Here is a 15,855-nt window from a genome sequence, read left to right as displayed (position 1 = left end):
GGCTACCGGCGGGTTCGACGGCTCATAGTGGAGGAACGGAGGCGTCGGGGAAAGGGTTTCTGACGGTAACCCCCGACGGTCCCCAGACCCGCACAGCACTGTGCCCGGTGCCCGGCCGACTGGTTTCGGCGGGGCACCGGGCACAGTCCCGGTGTCGTCAGAGGCGCGAGGACGGCCTCCGACGGACCGTCACTCCTCGACCGTCAGACCCTTTCTGAGCCGCACCAGCGTGCGCGACAGCAGACGGGAGACGTGCATCTGGGAGATGCCGAGCTCTTCGCCGATCTCGGACTGGGTCATCCCGGCGACGAAGCGCAGGGACAGGATCTTCCGGTCGCGTGGCGGCAGTTCGGCGATGAGCGGCTTCAGGGAGGCGACGTACTCGATGCCCTCGATGCCGTTGTCCTCGTAGCCGATCCGGTCGGCCAGAGCGCCCTCGGCGTCGTCCTCCTCGGGCTGGGCGTCCAGCGAGGAGGCGGTGTAGGCGTTCGACGCGGCCATGCCCTCGACGACCTCGTCGCGGCTGAGACCGAGACGCTCGGCGAGCTCGGCCACCGTGGGGGCGCGGTCGAGCTTCTGGGCGAGTTCGTCGCCGGCCTTGGCCAGGTCGAGCCGGAGCTCCTGCAGTCGGCGCGGGACGCGCACGGACCACGAGGTGTCCCGGAAGAAGCGCTTGATCTCGCCGATGATGGTCGGCATCGCGAACGTGGGGAACTCCACGCCGCGGCTGAGCTCGAAGCGGTCGATCGCCTTGATCAGGCCGATCGTGCCGACCTGGATGATGTCCTCCATCGGCTCGCTGCGCGAGCGGAAGCGGGAGGCGGCGAACTTGACCAGGGCGAGGTTCAGTTCGACCAGGGTGTTGCGGACGTACGCGTGGTCGTGGGTCCCTTCCTCCAGCGACTCCAGCCGCTCGAAGAGGGTCTTCGACAACGCCCGCGCGTCCACGGGTCCCACCTCGTCGTACGGGGGGATGTCCGGGAGGTCGGCGAGTACGTCGTCCGGGGCGTGGTCGTGAGCGAGGTCCTGGCCGGGGGCCAGTTCGGCGGGTACGTCGCCGCGCTCGATGGGATCCAGATGTTCCGGTCGGGGTGCCGACGTCGCGACATGGGTATGCGATGCGTCGAGCCGGGGTGACATGATGTCCTCCATCGTTCTCGGCATATGGCTGCCGAAGCCTTTGCGTGCACTGCGGTGTGCGGCGCCTCCAAAGCCGGCCGAGTCGGTTGCGTGTCTCTACTAGCCCTATCGGCTTTCCGGAGCCCACCGCAAGTGCGTTCTGTTCCGAAATGTCCGTTTGTGGGTGGATGTTCGGGTGTTGGAGGGCGTAGGGAAGGCGTAGTGTTCGACAGCGTCAGTCAGCAGCCACGACGTCGGGAGTGAGAGACGGCATGGACCGCGGGACGGTCGGCAGCGCACAGTCTGGCCGACTTCTGGTGGAGGTTCGCGAAGAGGGCTCCAGTGCCGTCGTGACCCCGGTGGGTGAGTTGGACCACCACACGGCCGATTTGTTGCGTGAGCCACTCGAGGAGTGCCTCACGAAGGGCTTCAGCCGGCTGGTGGTCGACTGCTCCCGGTTGGAGTTCTGCGACTCCACGGGTCTGAACGTCCTGCTCGGGGCGCGCCTGAAGGCGGAGGCCGCCGGCGGTGGCGTGCACCTGGCCGGGATGCAGCCCGTTGTCGCGCGCGTGTTCGAGATCACGGGCGCCGAGGCGGTCTTCACGGTCCACGACACCCTCGAGGACGCCCTCGCCGACGGGTCGGCCGGCTCCGGCTGACCCCGTATGTCGCCGGCGCAACGGACGTCACATCATTCGGCCGAAGAGAAGGGGTGTTCCCCCGCCCGGGTCGGGCAGGAGACATCCTGGAACAGTCGGCTGTGACGTCGGCCACCTGCGCTGGGGCGGTGACCGGGCGCACCGGGCAAGGATCGTGTACTGGTGTACTGACTCTGCGTACAGACCAAGAAGAGTTGAACGTTGAACTGGTGAATCGGTGAGGTGAAGCGCTGATGAGCACCACCCGGCCTTTCTCGCCGGGCGACCGCGGCCCAGAGCCCAGCGGCGCTTCCGGGGTGTCCGGGGCCGCCGCTCCGGCGCCGGAGGGCTCCTCGGGGGACTCGGCGGCCGCGGAGGCGCCCACGGGGGGCATCGCGCCGCCCCTGGCGCCCGTGGAGCCCGCACAGCCGTCCGGCGGGCGTCAGGCCCGCACGCTGGACTTCGCGGACCAGAGCGGCGTCGTCCCGCTCGCCCGCGACTTCGCCCGTCAGGCGCTGTACGCGTGGGGCTGGCTGCCCGCCCCCTCCGCCGACAAACGGGCGGCCGCCGAGGACGTCCTGCTGGTCGTCTCCGAGCTCGTCACCAACGCCTGCCTGCACGCCGAGGGCCCCGACCGGCTGCTGATCGCCTGGGACAACAAGGTCATCCGCGTCGAGGTGGCCGACAAGGGCACCGGCCAGCCCGCCCCGCGCACCCCGCACCGCGCGGGCCGCCCCGGCGGACACGGCATGTTCATCGTGCAGCGGCTGTGCCTGGACTGGGGCGTGCAGCGCGCGCCGGGTCAGGCCGGCAAGACCGTGTGGGCGGAGCTGGGCGCACCCGCCTAGCCCTGTGAGACCGCGGGAAGAATCGGTTCCTCCCGCGGACGGCGGCCGACCTCCGCCCTCGCCTCCCTTCTCCGGCCCCTCGGTTTGCCTCTCCGGAAAGCACCCCCTTCTCCGACCCCGCCTTACCCGGGGTCACTCCCTTCATCCGGCGCGCCCAGGATCGCCACAACTCCGGTGTGCGCCGTGTCTTCCTTCCTCACGGCCCCGGGCGTACCTTGACGGCCGATCTGATACGCCGTCAGGAATGAGGGGACCGTGTCGAAGCAGAAGCGAACCGCCGCGCTCGCGACGGCCGCGGCCCTGGCCGGCTCGGCGGTGCTGCTGGCCGCCCCCGCGGCCCGGGCCGAGGTCGTCGACGTCGACTACGCCTGCAAGACGCCGATCGGCGACAAGAGCGCCGTCTCGCCCATCGACATCAAGGGCGTCCGCAGCGGCTCCGGTTACCGGATCACCATGTCGTGGCAGAAGGGCGTCTCCTCCAGCCCGGTGGAGCTCGGCAAGGGCGCGATGAGCCCGAGCGCGACCATCAAGGTGGGCGGCGCGGACAGCGGCACCCTGAAGGTGACCGGCCCGGCCAACCAGGAGGCCATCCCGGCCAACACCCCCATCAAGATCAACGACCTGACGGGTACTTACACACCGGGGAAGAGCGGCAAGGTCACGTTCACCGCGGGCGTGCTCACCATCAAGGCACTCGGCACGACCACCACCTGCACGCCCACCAACAATCCCGGACCCTCGCTCACGCTCGACGTGAAGGCCGCGGGCGGCGGGGGAGGGGCCGGCACCTCCGGTGGCACCTCTTCCGGCGGCTCCGCGTCCGGCGGCGACAGCGCGACCGGGCTGCCGCGCACCGGCCCCGAGGACTCGGCGATCGCCCTCGGCACGCTCGGCGCCACCGTCCTGCTGACGGGCGCGGCGGGCGCCCTGTGGCTGACGCGGCGGCACCGGCCCGCCGGCCGCTGACGGCTCGCCCGAGAGGCCCGGAGCCCCCGATGCCGTCAGCCGTCCGCGTCCTGTGCCTGTCCCTGCTCGCGCTGACGGCGGCCACCCCGCCGGCCGCCGCCGACGCGTCCTGGTCGGTCGCGCCCTCCGGCGGCGGACGGCCCTCCTTCTACGCCGAGGGCGCGCCCGGCACGGTCCTGGAGGACACGGTGTCCGTGACCAACCGGGGCGGCCGGCCGCTCACCGTCCGGCTGACCGGCGACGGAGTCCCGCTCGCGTTCGCCGGGCGGACGGTACGGATCCCGGCCCGCACCCGCGCCGACGTCCCGTTCACCGTCACCGTCCCGGCGTCCGCCGCCCCCGGTGTCCGCTCCGGCACGGTCGTCGCCCGCGACCCGGACGGCCGTACCCGGACCGTCCCGCTCCGGCTGCGCGCCACGGGCCCGGAACTGACCGCGCTGACCGTCGAGCGCGTGACGGTGGACCGCGACGGCATCACGTACGACCTGGTCAACCGGGGGACCGTCCCCCTCGTCCCCCACCTGGCGATCCGCGCCGACGGCCTCTTCGGCCCCCTCCTCGACCGCCCCGCACGCCCCCTCGACACCACGTTGCTCCCGGCGAGCCGCACCCGCCTCACCGAGCCGTGGCCCGACCGCCCCGCTCTCGACGCGGTCGACGTGCGCCTGACGGTGACCGCCGAGGACGGGACGGCCGACACGGCGAGCGCGTCCGCCCGGTTCGTGCCGTGGGGCCCGGTGACGGGGACGGCGGGGGCCCTGACGGCGGGGCTCGCTCTGGGGGTCGTACGACGGCACAGGCGGGCGGGGCTGAGGGGAGTGAGGGGATGAGCGGCACAGGGCGGTGGGCCTCGGTCGGGGTGGTGCTCGGGCTGCTGCTCGGGGCGATGGTCGGGGCGGCTTCGGCGGCCGACTCGCCCACCGTGCGGCTCTCCGCGTCGCAGGCCGGCACCGGCGGGTCCGTCACCGTCACCGGCGGCGGGTGGCGGCCACGCACCCTGCTGATGCTGCTCGTGTGCGGGCAGGCCGTGCCGTCGACCGGGGTGCGCGGCGGCACCAACTCCTGCGCCAACGCCGACGGCAGGGCCGTCACGACCGACGTCGAGGGGAGCTTCCGGCGGAAGCTTCCAGTGGCCGAGCCGCCGGTGCCGTGCCCGTGTGTGGTGCATGTGGCGACGGCGACCGGGCCGAAGGAGGAGGCCGACGCCGTCTTCCAGGTCGCCGGGCACGCCGTGGAACCGCTGCCCGCCGAACCGCTCGGCGGGCGTCTGTCGGTGCTCACCGACACCCGTCTCGACGGCTCGGACGGGCTGCTGACCTGGTTCGGCGCCCCGGCGCAGCGCACGCTGGTCTTCACCGTCGGCAACGTGGGCACCACGCCCGTGCGCGACCCGGTCTTCCAAGTGGGCACCTCCCACGGCGTGTTCGCCCCGCAGTGGGAGGAGCAGCGGTGGCGCGGCACGATCCGGCCCGGCGCCAAGGCCCGGATCGAACTGCCCGTGGAACTCGCCGCCGGGGCGCACGGCGCCTACACGGTCTCCCTGAAGTACGGCGGCCGGGTGCTGGCCGAACAGCCCTGGGACGTGGGCCGCCCCTGGGGCGTGACCCTGTTCTGGATCCTCACCGCGATCGTCGTACCGGCGGCGCTGTTCCGGGCCGGGATGGCCGTCGTGGACCGGGTCCGGCCTCGGCGGACCGCCCGTCGGCCCCAACTCGCCCTCCACCTGCCACTGTTCCGGCCGCGCGCACAGGCGCGGCACTCCTCGCACCCGCCCTCGGCCCTGCCGTGGTTCACCCCGGACCGCGATCCGGGCACGGCCGGCCGGCGGCTCTCCGCACCGCGCGACGACAGCCCGACGAGTCCTGCGACTCCCACCAGGAAGGGACCCCCGTGAGCAAGCCGAGGAGAGTCACACCGGCCCGGCCCCGAAGAGCGGGCGCGGCGGGCGCCGCCCTGATGCTCGGCGGCGCCGGCCTGCTGCTGGGAGTGTCCGCCGCCCCCGCACAGGCGGCCGAGGTGTCCTACGCGACCGAGTGCGTCCCGCCCCCGATCTCGGGGCTGCCGCCGGTCCAGGGCACCACGGCCGTGGCGATCACCGCGCCCGCGCGGGCGAAAACGGGGGACGAGGTGGAGATCGTCTGGACGTTCGTCAAGGCGGCGTCGAAGAACCCGGACATCCTCGACCTGGGCGAGGACACCGTCCAGCCGACGGGCACCCTGAAGGCGGCCGGCGCGCAGACGGCGGACGTCGTCCTGCGCGGGCCCCGGGAGAACCCGCCGATCCCCAAGGGCGGCGAGATGAAGCTGTCCGCGATGAAGGGCACGCTGAAGCTGACGTCGCCCGGCGAGGTCACGCTGACCCCGGACGCGTACACCATCAACGTGAACAAGCCGATCTCGACGGACACCGCGTGCGCGCCGAAGGAGGCCGTACGGCCCGCGGCGACGATCACCGTGACCGACGGCGGCGAGCCCACGGACGACCCGACCGACCCGACCGACGAGCCCACGGACGAGCCGACCGACCCGACGGGCGAGCCCACCCCGACGCCCAGCGAAAGCACACCGGGCGCGGTCACCGGCAAGGAGGTACGGGTCCCCTACGCCTGCAAGACGCCCATCGGGGACAAGAACGCCACCTCGCCGGTCCGTATCGACGCCAGGCGGGACGGCGGCGGCTTCGCCCTCACCGTCCGGTTCCGCGGATCGGTGATGGACAGCCCCGCCGACATCCCCAGGGGCTCGGTGAAGCCGTCGATGCAGGTGGTCCTGGGCGGCGCCGACCGGGGCACGGTCCGGGTGGAGGGACCCGCCAACGCCGAGGACATCAAGGCCGGCGACCCGATCGAGATCCCCGACCTGGCCGGCGTGTACCGGCCGGGCGCGAGCGGGAGGTCGACGCTGTCGCCGGGCGTGCTGACGGTGGAGGCGCTCGGCACGACGACGACCTGCACGCCGGAGAAGTCCGAGGTCTCCCTGACCCTCGACACCACGCAGCAGGAGGGCGGCGCCTCCGGCGGCGGCTCGGCCGGGGGCACCGCGGGCGGAGCGGGCGCAGCGGCGGGCGGTGCCGCGGCGGCCGGCGGACTCGCCGCGACCGGCGCCGACGACCACGGCACCCTCAAGGCCCTCGGCCTGGTCGCGGGCACGGCCCTGCTCCTGGGCGGCGCGGTGTTCACGTTCCTGCCGGGGCGCCCGCGCTGAGCCGGACGTCCCGGAAACGCCGGAGGGCCACCGCACGCGATGCGCGCGGTGGCCCTCCGGGCGGACTCGGGGACGGGCGTCAGTTGACGCTGCCCATGAGCTCCTTGACCTTGCGGCGGTACATCCAGACCGCGAAGCCCGCGACCACGGCGAGCGTGGCCTCCAGGGCGACGATGCCGGTCTTGTTCAGGTCGACACCCGCGATGGAGAGCAGACCGGTGGTGGCGTCACCCGCGGTGACGGCGAGGAACCAGACACCCATCATCTGGGAGGCGTACTTGGCCGGGGCCATCTTCGTGGTGACCGACAGGCCCACCGGGGAGACCATCAGCTCGCCGACGGTCTGCACGAAGTAGATGCCCGCCAGCCACAGCGCGGCCGCCTTGTGACCGCCGTCGGCGATCGACAGCGGGGCCAGGAAGAGGAAGAAGGACGCGCCGACCAGGATCAGGCCCATGGCGAACTTCGTCGCGGTGCTCGGCTCCTTGCCCCGGCGGGCCAGCGCGAGCCACGCCCAGGCGAAGACCGGGGCCAGCGCCATGATCATGACCGGGTTGACCGACTGGTACCAGGAGACCGGGAACTCCCAGCCGAAGACCGAGTTGTCGGCCGAGGACTCCGCGAACAGGGAGACCGTGGAGCCACCCTGGTCGTAGATCATCCAGAACACGGCGGCGGCGACGAAGAACCAGATGTAGGCGGTCAGCTTCGACTGCTCGCCGCGGTCGAGCTGCTTGTCGCGCTTCATCCGGCCGATGACCATGACCGGGATGATCAGACCGGCGACGGTGATCGGGACCAGCAGCCAGTTCAGCGTGTAGACACCGGAGAACCCGACGATCGCGTAGAACACGGCGGCGACGGCGGCCCAGAAGAACGCCTTGCGCAGGGTCGTGGCCTTCTGCTCGGCGGTCAGCGGCGTGGGGACGACGTCCGACTGGGGGCTCAGGTGACGGCTGCCCAGCAGGAACTGCGCCAGACCCAGGGCCATGCCGAGCGCGGCGAGCGCGAAGCCCAGGTGCCAGTTGACGTTCTCACCGATGGTGCCGATGACCAGCGGGGCGGCGAAGGCACCGAGGTTGATCCCGATGTAGAAGATCGTGAAGCCGCCGTCGCGGCGCGGGTCCTCGGGGCCCTTGTAGAGGTGCCCGACCATCGTCGAGATGTTGGCCTTGAGCAGGCCGGACCCGATCGCCACCAGGCCGAGGCCGGCGAAGAAGCTGCCGGACCAGGGGAGGGCCAGCGTCAGGTGGCCGAGCATGATGACCGCACCGGCCACGGCCACCGTCTTGCGCGGGCCGAGTACACGGTCCGCGAACCAGCCGCCCGGCAGGGCGAGCAGGTAGACGAGCGAGAGGTAGACCGAGTAGATCGCCGTGGCCGTCGTGGCACTGAGGCCCAGGCCCGCGGGGGCGACGAGGTACAGCGGGAGCAGAGCCCTCATGCCGTAGTAGGAGAAACGCTCCCACATCTCGGTCATGAAGAGAGTGGCCAGTCCGCGGGGGTGGCCGAAGAAGGAGCGCTCGGAACCGGGGATTCCGGTGGGGGCCGAGTCCTTCGTCAGGCTGGACGCCATGGTCGTTCCTTGCTGTCGGGACGCGCATGCGACATGGAGGGGTCACGCGCCCGGTGGGGGGCGGCCGGCACCGGCGGACGAGACCGTCGCCCCCACGCCCTCGGGGGGTCCGCCCTGATGCGGAGCGGAAGACGGCGACCGCCGGGATCCACGCCCCCGCCTTCGGGGGCCCGGCCACAGGTCATCGCTGCTGCGGGGCCTGAGCGGCCCCGACGCAAGAGAGACCCCCGGCGTCAAGTGGCCGGAGGTCCCGCAGTGCTAATGCGTGGATTCACCATACGTCACGACACCGCCCCATATGGAAGGACTTGAGACGCGAATCACAGGTTTCACTGCAACCGGACAGCGGTTTCGAAGGTCTCTCCAGGGTCGCACCCGTAGAGACGTGGTCTGTACCACGCCCCCGAGAAGGTAAGAAGTGCGACGGAGAACGGTAAGAACCCAAGGGGCCGATCCCACACCGGCGCCCGACGTGGGCGGACTACCATCAGCTCATGACCCGAGTACTGCTCGCCGAGGACGACGCGTCCATTTCGGAGCCGCTGGCCCGCGCACTGCGCCGGGAAGGGTACGAGGTCGAGGTCCGTGAGGACGGGCCCACCGCCCTCGACGCCGGGATGCAGGGCGGCATCGACCTCGTCGTGCTGGACCTCGGGCTCCCCGGCATGGACGGCCTCGAGGTCGCCCGCCGGCTGCGGGCCGACGGTCACGCCGTGCCCATCCTGATCCTCACCGCGCGCGCCGACGAGGTCGACACCGTGGTGGGCCTCGACGCGGGCGCCGACGACTACGTCACCAAGCCGTTCCGGCTCGCCGAGCTGCTCGCGCGCGTCCGGGCCCTGCTGCGGCGCGGCTCCGCCGAACCCCAGCAGCCGCCCGCCACGCACGGCGTGCGGATCGACGTCGAGTCCCACCGGGCCTGGATGGGCGACGAGGAACTCCAGCTCACCGCCAAGGAGTTCGACCTGCTGCGGGTGCTGGTGCGCGACGCCGGCCGGGTGGTCACCCGCGACCAGCTGATGCGCGAGGTCTGGGACACCACCTGGTGGTCCTCCACCAAGACCCTCGACATGCACATCTCCTGGCTGCGTAAGAAGTTGGGCGACGACGCGGCCAACCCGCGCTACATCGCGACGGTGCGGGGCGTGGGCTTCCGCTTCGAGAAGAGCTGAGCCACGGGCCCGTACCGGTTCCCGAGCCCGACAGGTGAGTAACACGCCATGCGCCGCCGACTGATCCAGTCCACCCTCGCCGTCGTCCTCGTCGTGATCGCCGTGTTCGGTGTGTCGCTGGTGATCGTGGAGACGCGGACGATCACCAGCACCGCGCAGGAGCGGGTGGACACCGAGGCGGTACGGCTGGCCAGCATCGTCGACAGCCGGCTGCTCGGCGACGAGACCGTCAACGCCTCCGTGCTGCGCGAGCAGATCCAGGGCGACCGCTACGCCGAGATCCGCATCCCCGGCAAGCCCGTGATCCAGGTCGGCGACAAGCCCGACGGCGACGTCATCAGCGCCCGGGAGCGGGGCGAGGAGGGCGAGACCGTCACCGTCCAGGAGCCCCGCTCCTCCGTGACCCGCGAGGTCGGCCGAACCCTGCTGATCATCGCCGCGGTGGCCCTGCTCGCCGTGATCGCCGCCGTCCTGCTCGCGGTGCGCCAGGCCAACCGGCTGGCCTCGCCGCTCACCGACCTCGCCGAGACGGCGGAACGCCTCGGCTCCGGCGACCCGCGCCCCCGGCACAAGCGCTACGGCGTCCCCGAGCTGGACCGGGTCGCGGACGTGCTGGACGCCTCCGCCGAGCGCATCGCGCGGATGCTGACGGCCGAGCGCCGCCTGGCCGCCGACGCCTCGCACCAGCTGCGCACCCCGCTGACCGCGCTGTCCATGCGGCTGGAGGAGATCACCCTCACCGACGACCCGGACACGGTGAAGGAGGAGGCGACCATCGCGCTGACGCAGGTGGAGCGGCTGACGGACGTGGTGGAGCGGCTGCTGACCAACTCCCGCGACCCCCGCAGCGGCTCCGCCGTCACCTTCGACCTCGACGAGGTGATCCAGCAGCAGCTGGCGGAGTGGCGCCCGGCGTACCGCAGCGCGGGCCGGGCCATCGTCAGCTCGGGCAAGCGGCATCTCACGGCGGTCGGCACCCCGGGCGCGGTCGCGCAGGTACTGGCCGCCCTGATCGAGAACTCGCTCATGCACGGCGGGGGCACGGTGGCGCTGCGCACCCGTGTCACCGGCAACCAGGCGGTCATCGAGGTCACGGACGAGGGGCCGGGCATTCCCGCCGACCTGGGCGCCCGGATCTTCGAGCGGGCCATCAGCGGCCGCAACTCCACCGGCATCGGTCTCGCCGTCGCCCGCGACCTCGCCGAGGCGGACGGGGGACGGCTGGAGATGCTGCAGACGAACCCGCCGGTCTTCGCGCTGTTCCTGTCCCGCACGGCCCCGCCGAAGAAGTCCGGGGGCGACTCGGGGACGACGGTCCGGTAGCGGGCCGCGGGGGAGGGCCGGTCAGCCGACGGTCCGATGACGGGCCGCCGGGGGAGGCCGGTCAGCCGACGCGCTGGCGGGCCGCCTTGTCCGCGCCGCGCCGGGTCTCCAGGAACGATTCCCCACCGGCCACGGGGTCCTCCCGCACCGGCAGCGCGCGGAACACCCAGGTGCGGTAGGACCAGAAGCGGAACAGCGTCGCGATGCCGATGCCGAGGAACTTGAAGATGTTGCTCTGCAGCGGGCTGTCCCAGCCGAACCCGTACGTCGCCGTGTAGAGCACGCCGTTCTCGATGACCAGGCCCGCCGCGCTGAACAGCAGGAAGAGCGTCATCTCCTTGGTGCGCCGGCTCTTGTCGCGGTCGCGGTAGGTGAAGTACCGGAAGCCGATGTAGTTGAAGATGATCGCGACGACGGTCGCGATGACGCTCGCCCGCACCACCTGCAGATCGGTGACCTGCCGTACGAGGTTGAACACGAGCAGGTTGACCAGCAGCCCCGCCCCGCCGACCGCGCCGAACTTGGCGACCTCGCGGCCGAGGCGGTCCAGGCGCTGCCGCACCGAACCGCGCGCCGCAGGCGCCTCCTGAAGCCCCGAGGAACCACGTTCCATGGTCGTGAAGGCTCCTGTCGGTCGGTGGTCGTCAACTCAGCCATGCTAACCACCCCCCTCTGTGATCGCCCGTGCGTGACGTCCCGGGTCGGGAAGAGCCCCGGAAAAGTCCGGTAAGAGGGGTCACCCCGAGCGGCCGATACCCTAGGGGCGTGACGTTCCCGGTAGTCGGCATGGTCGGCGGGGGTCAGCTCGCTCGTATGACACACGAGGCGGGCATCCCGCTCGGCATCAGATTCAAGCTCCTCAGTGACACCCCGCAGGATTCCGCGGCGCAGGTCGTCGGTGATGTCGTCGTCGGCGACTACCGCGATCTGGACACGCTGCGCGAGTTCGCGCGCGGGTGCGATGTGATCACCTTCGATCACGAACACGTACCCACCGAGCACCTCAGGGCCCTGGAGGCGGACGGCATCCCCGTGCGCCCCGGCCCCGACGCGCTCGTGCACGCCCAGGACAAGGGCGTGATGCGGGCGAGGCTCGACGCGATCGGGGTGCCCTGCCCCCGGCACCGCATCGTGAGCGACCCGCAGGACGTCGCCGCGTTCGCCGCCGAGGGGGACGGCTTCCCCGTCGTCCTGAAGACGGTCCGCGGCGGCTACGACGGCAAGGGCGTCTGGGTCGTCGACTCCGCCGAGGAGGCCGCCGAGCCGTTCCGCGCCGGCGTCCCCGTCCTCGCCGAGGAGAAGGTCGACTACGTCCGCGAGCTCGCCGCCAACGTGGTCCGCTCCCCGCACGGCCAGGCCGTCGCCTACCCGGTCGTCGAGTCGCGGCAGGTGAACGGCGTCTGCGACACCGTCATCGCCCCGGCCCCCGGCCTGGACGAGAGCCTCGCCCTGCACGCCGAGGAGATGGCGCTGCGGATCGCGAAGGAGCTCGGTGTCGTCGGGCACCTCGCGGTCGAGCTGTTCCAGACCCGCGACGGCCGCGTCCTCGTCAACGAGCTCGCGATGCGTCCGCACAACTCCGGCCACTGGAGCCAGGACGGCGCGATCACCAGCCAGTTCGCCAACCACGTCCGGGCCGTCCTCGACCTCCCGCTGGGCGACCCGCGCCCCCGTGCCAAGTGGACCGTCATGGTCAACGTCCTCGGCGGCGACTACCCGGACATGTACTCCGCGTACCTGCACTGCATGGCCCGCGACCCCCAGTTGAAGATCCACATGTACGGCAAGGACGTGAAGCCCGGCCGCAAGGTCGGTCACGTGAACACCTACGGCGACGACCTCGACGACGTGCTGGAGCGCGCCCGTCACGCTGCCGGCTATCTGAGAGGCACGATCACCGAATGAGCCCTGTTGTTGGCATCGTCATGGGGTCGGACAGCGACTGGCCCGTCATGGAGGCCGCCGCCAAGGCCCTCGACGAGTTCGAGATCGCCTACGAGGTCGACGTCGTCTCCGCGCACCGGATGCCGCGCGAGATGATCACCTACGGCGAGCGGGCGGCCGGGCGCGGACTCAAGGTGATCATCGCGGGCGCCGGCGGCGCCGCCCATCTGCCGGGCATGCTCGCCTCCGTCACCCCGCTGCCCGTCATCGGTGTCCCCGTCCCGCTGAAGTACCTGGACGGCATGGACTCCCTGCTGTCCATCGTGCAGATGCCGGCCGGCGTGCCCGTGGCCACCGTCTCGGTCGCCGGCGCCCGCAACGCCGGTCTGCTCGCCGCCCGCATCCTCGCCGCGCACGACGAGGAGCTGCTGCAGCGGATGAGCGAGTTCCAGCAGGAGCTGAACGACCAGGCCACCGAGAAGGGCAAGCGTCTGCGCTCCAAGGTCGAGGGCGCGGCCGGCTTCGGCTTCGGCTCCGGGAAGTGACGCCGATGAGCTCCCTGGAGACCGCCCGGGACCTGCTGCGCGAGTTCCCCGTCGTCGACGGCCACAACGACCTGCCGTGGGCGCTGCGCGAGCAGGTCCGCTACGACCTCGCGGCCCGCGACATCGCCGCCGACCAGAGCGCCCATCTGCACACCGACATCCCGCGGCTGCGCGAGGGCGGCGTCGGCGCCCAGTTCTGGTCGGTGTACGTCCGCTCGGACTACGCCGGCGACCAGGCGGTCAGCGCCACCCTGGAGCAGATCGACTGCGTACGGCAGCTGCTCGCCCGCCACCCCGCCGACCTGCGCCCCGCGCTGACGGCCGCGGACATGGAGGCGGCCCGCGCGGAGGGCCGTATCGCCTCCCTGATGGGCGCCGAGGGCGGCCACTCCATAGCCGACTCCCTGGCCACCCTGCGGGCGCTGTACGCGCTCGGCGTCCGCTACATGACGCTCACGCACAACGACAACATCGCGTGGGCCGACTCGGCGACCGACGAGCCCGGCGTGGGCGGCCTGTCCGCCTTCGGACGCGAGGTCGTGCGGGAGATGAACCGCGAGGGCATGCTGGTCGACCTCTCGCACGTGGCGGCCACGACGATGCGCGACGCGCTCGACACCACGGCCGCCCCGGTGATCTTCTCCCACTCCTCGTCCCGCGCGGTCTGCGACCACCCGCGCAACATCCCGGACGACGTCCTGGAGCGCCTGCCCGCCAACGGCGGCGTCGCCATGGTGACGTTCGTGCCGAAGTTCGTCCTCCAGGCGGCCGTCGACTGGACCGCCGCGGCCGACGAGAACATGCGGGCGCACGGCTTCCACCACCTCGACACCACCGCCGAGGCGATGAAGGTGCACCGCGCCTTCGAGGAGAGCAACCCGCGCCCGGTCGCCACCGTGTCCACGGTCGCCGACCACCTCGACCACATGCGCGAGGTCGCCGGGATCGACCACCTCGGCATCGGCGGCGACTACGACGGCACCGCGTTCACGCCCGACGGCCTGAACGACGTCACCGGCTACCCGAACCTGATCGCCGAGCTGCTGGACCGCGGCTGGTCCAAGGCGGACCTGGCCAAGCTGACCTGGCGCAACGCCGTCCGCGTGCTCGGCGCCGCCGAGAACGTGGCCCGCGACCTGCAGGCCACCCGCGGACCGTCCAACGCGACCCTCGCGGACCTGGACGCCTGAGCATGGGAGGGCGGGGCCGGCCGGCCCCGCCCGCTACCCCCGAACGCCCGCCCCACCAGGAAGCCCCCGCGCCCCCGTGCGACGGTGACCGTACTGCTGATCAGGACGCCGATCACCTACGGAGACCGCCATGGCAGAGCTCAAGTACGACGCCGGTGCCGGGGCCGGCGCGACGGACGATCTGCCCGCGCCCCTCACCGGGGACGGTCCCGCGCCCGCCCCCGGACCGGTCCACGACCCCGCCGCGGCCGACCTCCTGGCACGCGCCCGCACGCTGCTCGACGCCCACCCCGTAGCCGACGGCTACAGCGGCCTGCCGTGGGCACTGCGGCACCTGTCCTGGTTCGACCTGGACCTCGGCGAGAGCGCCGTCGACACCGATGTGCCGCGGCTGCGCGAGGGCCGCGTCGGCGCGCTGTTCTGGGCGCTGCACCTGCCGGAGGGCCTGACCGGCGACCGGGCCGTCGGCGCCACCCTGGACCAGCTGGACCTCGTCAGGACCGTCGTCCGCGCCCACCCGGACGGGCTGCGCCTGGCCTGCGACCCCGGGCCGATCACCGACGTCCACCACAGCGGCCGGATCGCCGTCCTGCCCGGACCCGCCGGAGCCGCCGCCCTCGGCGACTCCCTCGGCATCCTGCGCTCCCTGCACGGGCTGGGGCTGCGCGCCCTGACGCTCACCGGGGTGTCCTGGGCCGGCGAGACCGGCCTCACCCGGTTCGGCGAGGAGGTGCTGCGCGAGATGAACCGGCTCGGTGTGCTCGCCGACCTCTCCGGCGCCGGCGCCGAGACGGTCCGCCGGGCCTGCGCGGTCTCCAAGGCACCCGTGCTGTGCACCCGCTCCGCGGCCCGCGCCCTGCGCCCGCATCCCACGAACCTCCCCGACGACCTGCTGGCCGTGCTCGGCGCCGCCAAGGGGCTGTGCATGGTGCCGCTCACCGCCGAGCAGACCGGCCCGTCCGTCCGGGATGTCGCCGACCACCTCGACCATGTGCGCGCGGTGGCCGGGGCGGACTGCGTCGGCCTGTCCGGCACCTACGACGCAGGACCCGCCCACCCCCAGGACCTGCCCGACGTCTCCGGCTACCCGCGACTGATCGCCGAGCTGCTGCGCCGCGACTGGTCCGAAGCCGATATCGCACTGCTGACCTGGGGCAACGTCCAGAGGGTGCTGCGCGAGGCCGACTTCGCGGCCCGAGAGGCGCAGCGCCGCAGGGAGCCGTCGACGGCGACGATCACCGACCTGGACGGCTGAGGCGCCGGCCGGCTCAGCCCTGGATGCCTCTAGGCCCTTTCGTTTGGATCATGCCGGGCTCGCGGGGTCTGGGGCCGCACCTCGCCGCGTTGTCGTCGGTTGCCATGGCTCCGCCATGGCGCCCTCCTCCGCCTT

Annotated in this window: 15 protein-coding genes; 12 read left to right on the top strand and 3 right to left on the bottom strand. The window is 72.3% G+C overall.

Annotated features, from left to right (window positions below; genetic code table 11):
- Nucleotides 1–189: 189 nt before the first annotated feature.
- Nucleotides 190–1,152, bottom strand: coding sequence for an RNA polymerase sigma factor SigF (locus tag KBY32_RS31370; RefSeq protein WP_210982465.1), 963 nt, complete (start codon nucleotides 1,150–1,152; stop codon nucleotides 190–192).
- Nucleotides 1,153–1,391: 239 nt separating this feature from the next.
- Between KBY32_RS31370 and KBY32_RS31365 the strand changes: the two genes are divergently transcribed.
- From KBY32_RS31365 to KBY32_RS31340, 6 genes are all read left to right on the top strand, one after another.
- The gene (locus KBY32_RS31365) at nucleotides 1,392–1,778 is read left to right on the top strand and encodes an STAS domain-containing protein (protein ID WP_055624236.1); all 387 of its coding nucleotides are present in this window, start codon (nucleotides 1,392–1,394) and stop codon (nucleotides 1,776–1,778) included.
- 233 nt (nucleotides 1,779–2,011) lie between these two features.
- Entirely contained in the window at nucleotides 2,012–2,605 is a 594-nt protein-coding gene (locus KBY32_RS31360; RefSeq protein WP_210982464.1) for an ATP-binding protein, read from the top strand.
- Nucleotides 2,606–2,860: 255 nt separating this feature from the next.
- Nucleotides 2,861–3,571 carry a peptidase gene (locus KBY32_RS31355; protein WP_210982463.1) on the top strand — a complete coding sequence of 237 codons (711 nt, stop codon included), beginning with the start codon at nucleotides 2,861–2,863 and terminating at the stop codon, nucleotides 3,569–3,571.
- 29 nt (nucleotides 3,572–3,600) lie between these two features.
- The gene (locus tag KBY32_RS31350; protein ID WP_210982462.1) at nucleotides 3,601–4,401 is read left to right on the top strand and encodes a hypothetical protein; all 801 of its coding nucleotides are present in this window, start codon (nucleotides 3,601–3,603) and stop codon (nucleotides 4,399–4,401) included.
- On the top strand, nucleotides 4,398–5,465 hold the full coding sequence (locus tag KBY32_RS31345; RefSeq protein WP_210982461.1) for a hypothetical protein: 1,068 nt from the start codon (nucleotides 4,398–4,400) through the stop codon (nucleotides 5,463–5,465). Before KBY32_RS31350 ends, KBY32_RS31345 begins: the two co-directional genes overlap by 4 nt.
- 62 nt (nucleotides 5,466–5,527) lie before the next feature.
- Nucleotides 5,528–6,775, top strand: a complete 1,248-nt coding sequence (locus tag KBY32_RS31340; RefSeq protein WP_210982486.1) for a hypothetical protein — start codon at nucleotides 5,528–5,530, stop codon at nucleotides 6,773–6,775.
- A 79-nt stretch (nucleotides 6,776–6,854) separates the two neighbouring features.
- Here the strand turns inward: KBY32_RS31340 and KBY32_RS31335 are convergent, their stop codons facing one another.
- Nucleotides 6,855–8,351: an oligopeptide:H+ symporter gene (locus KBY32_RS31335; RefSeq protein ID WP_055624242.1), complete on the bottom strand. Its 1,497-nt coding sequence runs from the start codon at nucleotides 8,349–8,351 to the stop codon at nucleotides 6,855–6,857.
- A 494-nt stretch (nucleotides 8,352–8,845) separates the two neighbouring features.
- Between KBY32_RS31335 and KBY32_RS31330 the strand changes: the two genes are divergently transcribed.
- Nucleotides 8,846–9,523, top strand: a complete 678-nt coding sequence (locus tag KBY32_RS31330) for a response regulator transcription factor (RefSeq protein WP_055624243.1) — start codon at nucleotides 8,846–8,848, stop codon at nucleotides 9,521–9,523.
- Between the two features lie 48 nt (nucleotides 9,524–9,571).
- On the top strand, nucleotides 9,572–10,846 hold the full coding sequence (locus KBY32_RS31325; protein ID WP_055624244.1) for an ATP-binding protein: 1,275 nt from the start codon (nucleotides 9,572–9,574) through the stop codon (nucleotides 10,844–10,846).
- 61 nt (nucleotides 10,847–10,907) lie between these two features.
- On the opposite strand, the gene KBY32_RS31320 is transcribed toward KBY32_RS31325, so the two are convergent.
- Entirely contained in the window at nucleotides 10,908–11,459 is a 552-nt protein-coding gene (locus KBY32_RS31320) for a GtrA family protein (protein WP_210982460.1), read from the bottom strand.
- A 152-nt stretch (nucleotides 11,460–11,611) separates the two neighbouring features.
- Here KBY32_RS31320 and KBY32_RS31315 point away from each other — a divergent pair, with 152 nt between their 5' ends.
- The 4 genes from KBY32_RS31315 to KBY32_RS31300 all read left to right on the top strand — a co-directional run bounded on the left by KBY32_RS31315 (nucleotide 11,612) and on the right by KBY32_RS31300 (nucleotide 15,720).
- Nucleotides 11,612–12,751 carry a 5-(carboxyamino)imidazole ribonucleotide synthase gene (locus tag KBY32_RS31315; protein ID WP_115508384.1) on the top strand — a complete coding sequence of 380 codons (1,140 nt, stop codon included), beginning with the start codon at nucleotides 11,612–11,614 and terminating at the stop codon, nucleotides 12,749–12,751.
- A complete protein-coding gene (purE, locus tag KBY32_RS31310) occupies nucleotides 12,748–13,275 on the top strand; it encodes a 5-(carboxyamino)imidazole ribonucleotide mutase (protein ID WP_079033826.1) in 528 nt (175 codons plus the stop codon). Before KBY32_RS31315 ends, purE begins: the two co-directional genes overlap by 4 nt.
- 5 nt (nucleotides 13,276–13,280) lie before the next feature.
- Nucleotides 13,281–14,465 carry a dipeptidase gene (locus KBY32_RS31305; protein ID WP_210982459.1) on the top strand — a complete coding sequence of 395 codons (1,185 nt, stop codon included), beginning with the start codon at nucleotides 13,281–13,283 and terminating at the stop codon, nucleotides 14,463–14,465.
- A 130-nt stretch (nucleotides 14,466–14,595) separates the two neighbouring features.
- Nucleotides 14,596–15,720 (top strand): dipeptidase, encoded by a 1,125-nt coding sequence (locus KBY32_RS31300; RefSeq protein WP_210982458.1) that lies wholly within the window; start codon nucleotides 14,596–14,598, stop codon nucleotides 15,718–15,720.
- The last annotated feature ends 135 nt before the right edge of the window (nucleotides 15,721–15,855 follow it).

It is taken from the genome of Streptomyces sp. RK62, from assembly GCF_018070255.1.
GTDB lineage: Bacteria > Actinomycetota > Actinomycetes > Streptomycetales > Streptomycetaceae > Streptomyces > Streptomyces nigra.
The sequence above is the reverse complement of the archived record's forward strand: the minus strand, read 5'-3'. Positions and strand labels throughout refer to the sequence as shown.

Bases quoted from the DNA above. Each gene is read 5' to 3' on its own strand.
- purE (WP_079033826.1), top strand. From the start codon at position 12,748: ATGAGCCCTGTTGTTGGCATCGTCATGGGGTCGGACAGCGACTGGCCC.
- KBY32_RS31365 (WP_055624236.1), top strand. From the start codon at position 1,392: ATGGACCGCGGGACGGTCGGCAGCGCACAGTCTGGCCGACTTCTGGTG.
- KBY32_RS31370 (WP_210982465.1), bottom strand. From the start codon at position 1,152: ATGGAGGACATCATGTCACCCCGGCTCGACGCATCGCATACCCATGTC.
- KBY32_RS31330 (WP_055624243.1), top strand. From the start codon at position 8,846: ATGACCCGAGTACTGCTCGCCGAGGACGACGCGTCCATTTCGGAGCCG.
- KBY32_RS31360 (WP_210982464.1), top strand. From the start codon at position 2,012: ATGAGCACCACCCGGCCTTTCTCGCCGGGCGACCGCGGCCCAGAGCCC.
- KBY32_RS31345 (WP_210982461.1), top strand. From the start codon at position 4,398: ATGAGCGGCACAGGGCGGTGGGCCTCGGTCGGGGTGGTGCTCGGGCTG.
- KBY32_RS31320 (WP_210982460.1), bottom strand. From the start codon at position 11,459: ATGGAACGTGGTTCCTCGGGGCTTCAGGAGGCGCCTGCGGCGCGCGGT.
- KBY32_RS31305 (WP_210982459.1), top strand. From the start codon at position 13,281: ATGAGCTCCCTGGAGACCGCCCGGGACCTGCTGCGCGAGTTCCCCGTC.
- KBY32_RS31325 (WP_055624244.1), top strand. From the start codon at position 9,572: ATGCGCCGCCGACTGATCCAGTCCACCCTCGCCGTCGTCCTCGTCGTG.
- KBY32_RS31300 (WP_210982458.1), top strand. From the start codon at position 14,596: ATGGCAGAGCTCAAGTACGACGCCGGTGCCGGGGCCGGCGCGACGGAC.
- KBY32_RS31340 (WP_210982486.1), top strand. From the start codon at position 5,528: ATGCTCGGCGGCGCCGGCCTGCTGCTGGGAGTGTCCGCCGCCCCCGCA.
- KBY32_RS31350 (WP_210982462.1), top strand. From the start codon at position 3,601: ATGCCGTCAGCCGTCCGCGTCCTGTGCCTGTCCCTGCTCGCGCTGACG.
- KBY32_RS31335 (WP_055624242.1), bottom strand. From the start codon at position 8,351: ATGGCGTCCAGCCTGACGAAGGACTCGGCCCCCACCGGAATCCCCGGT.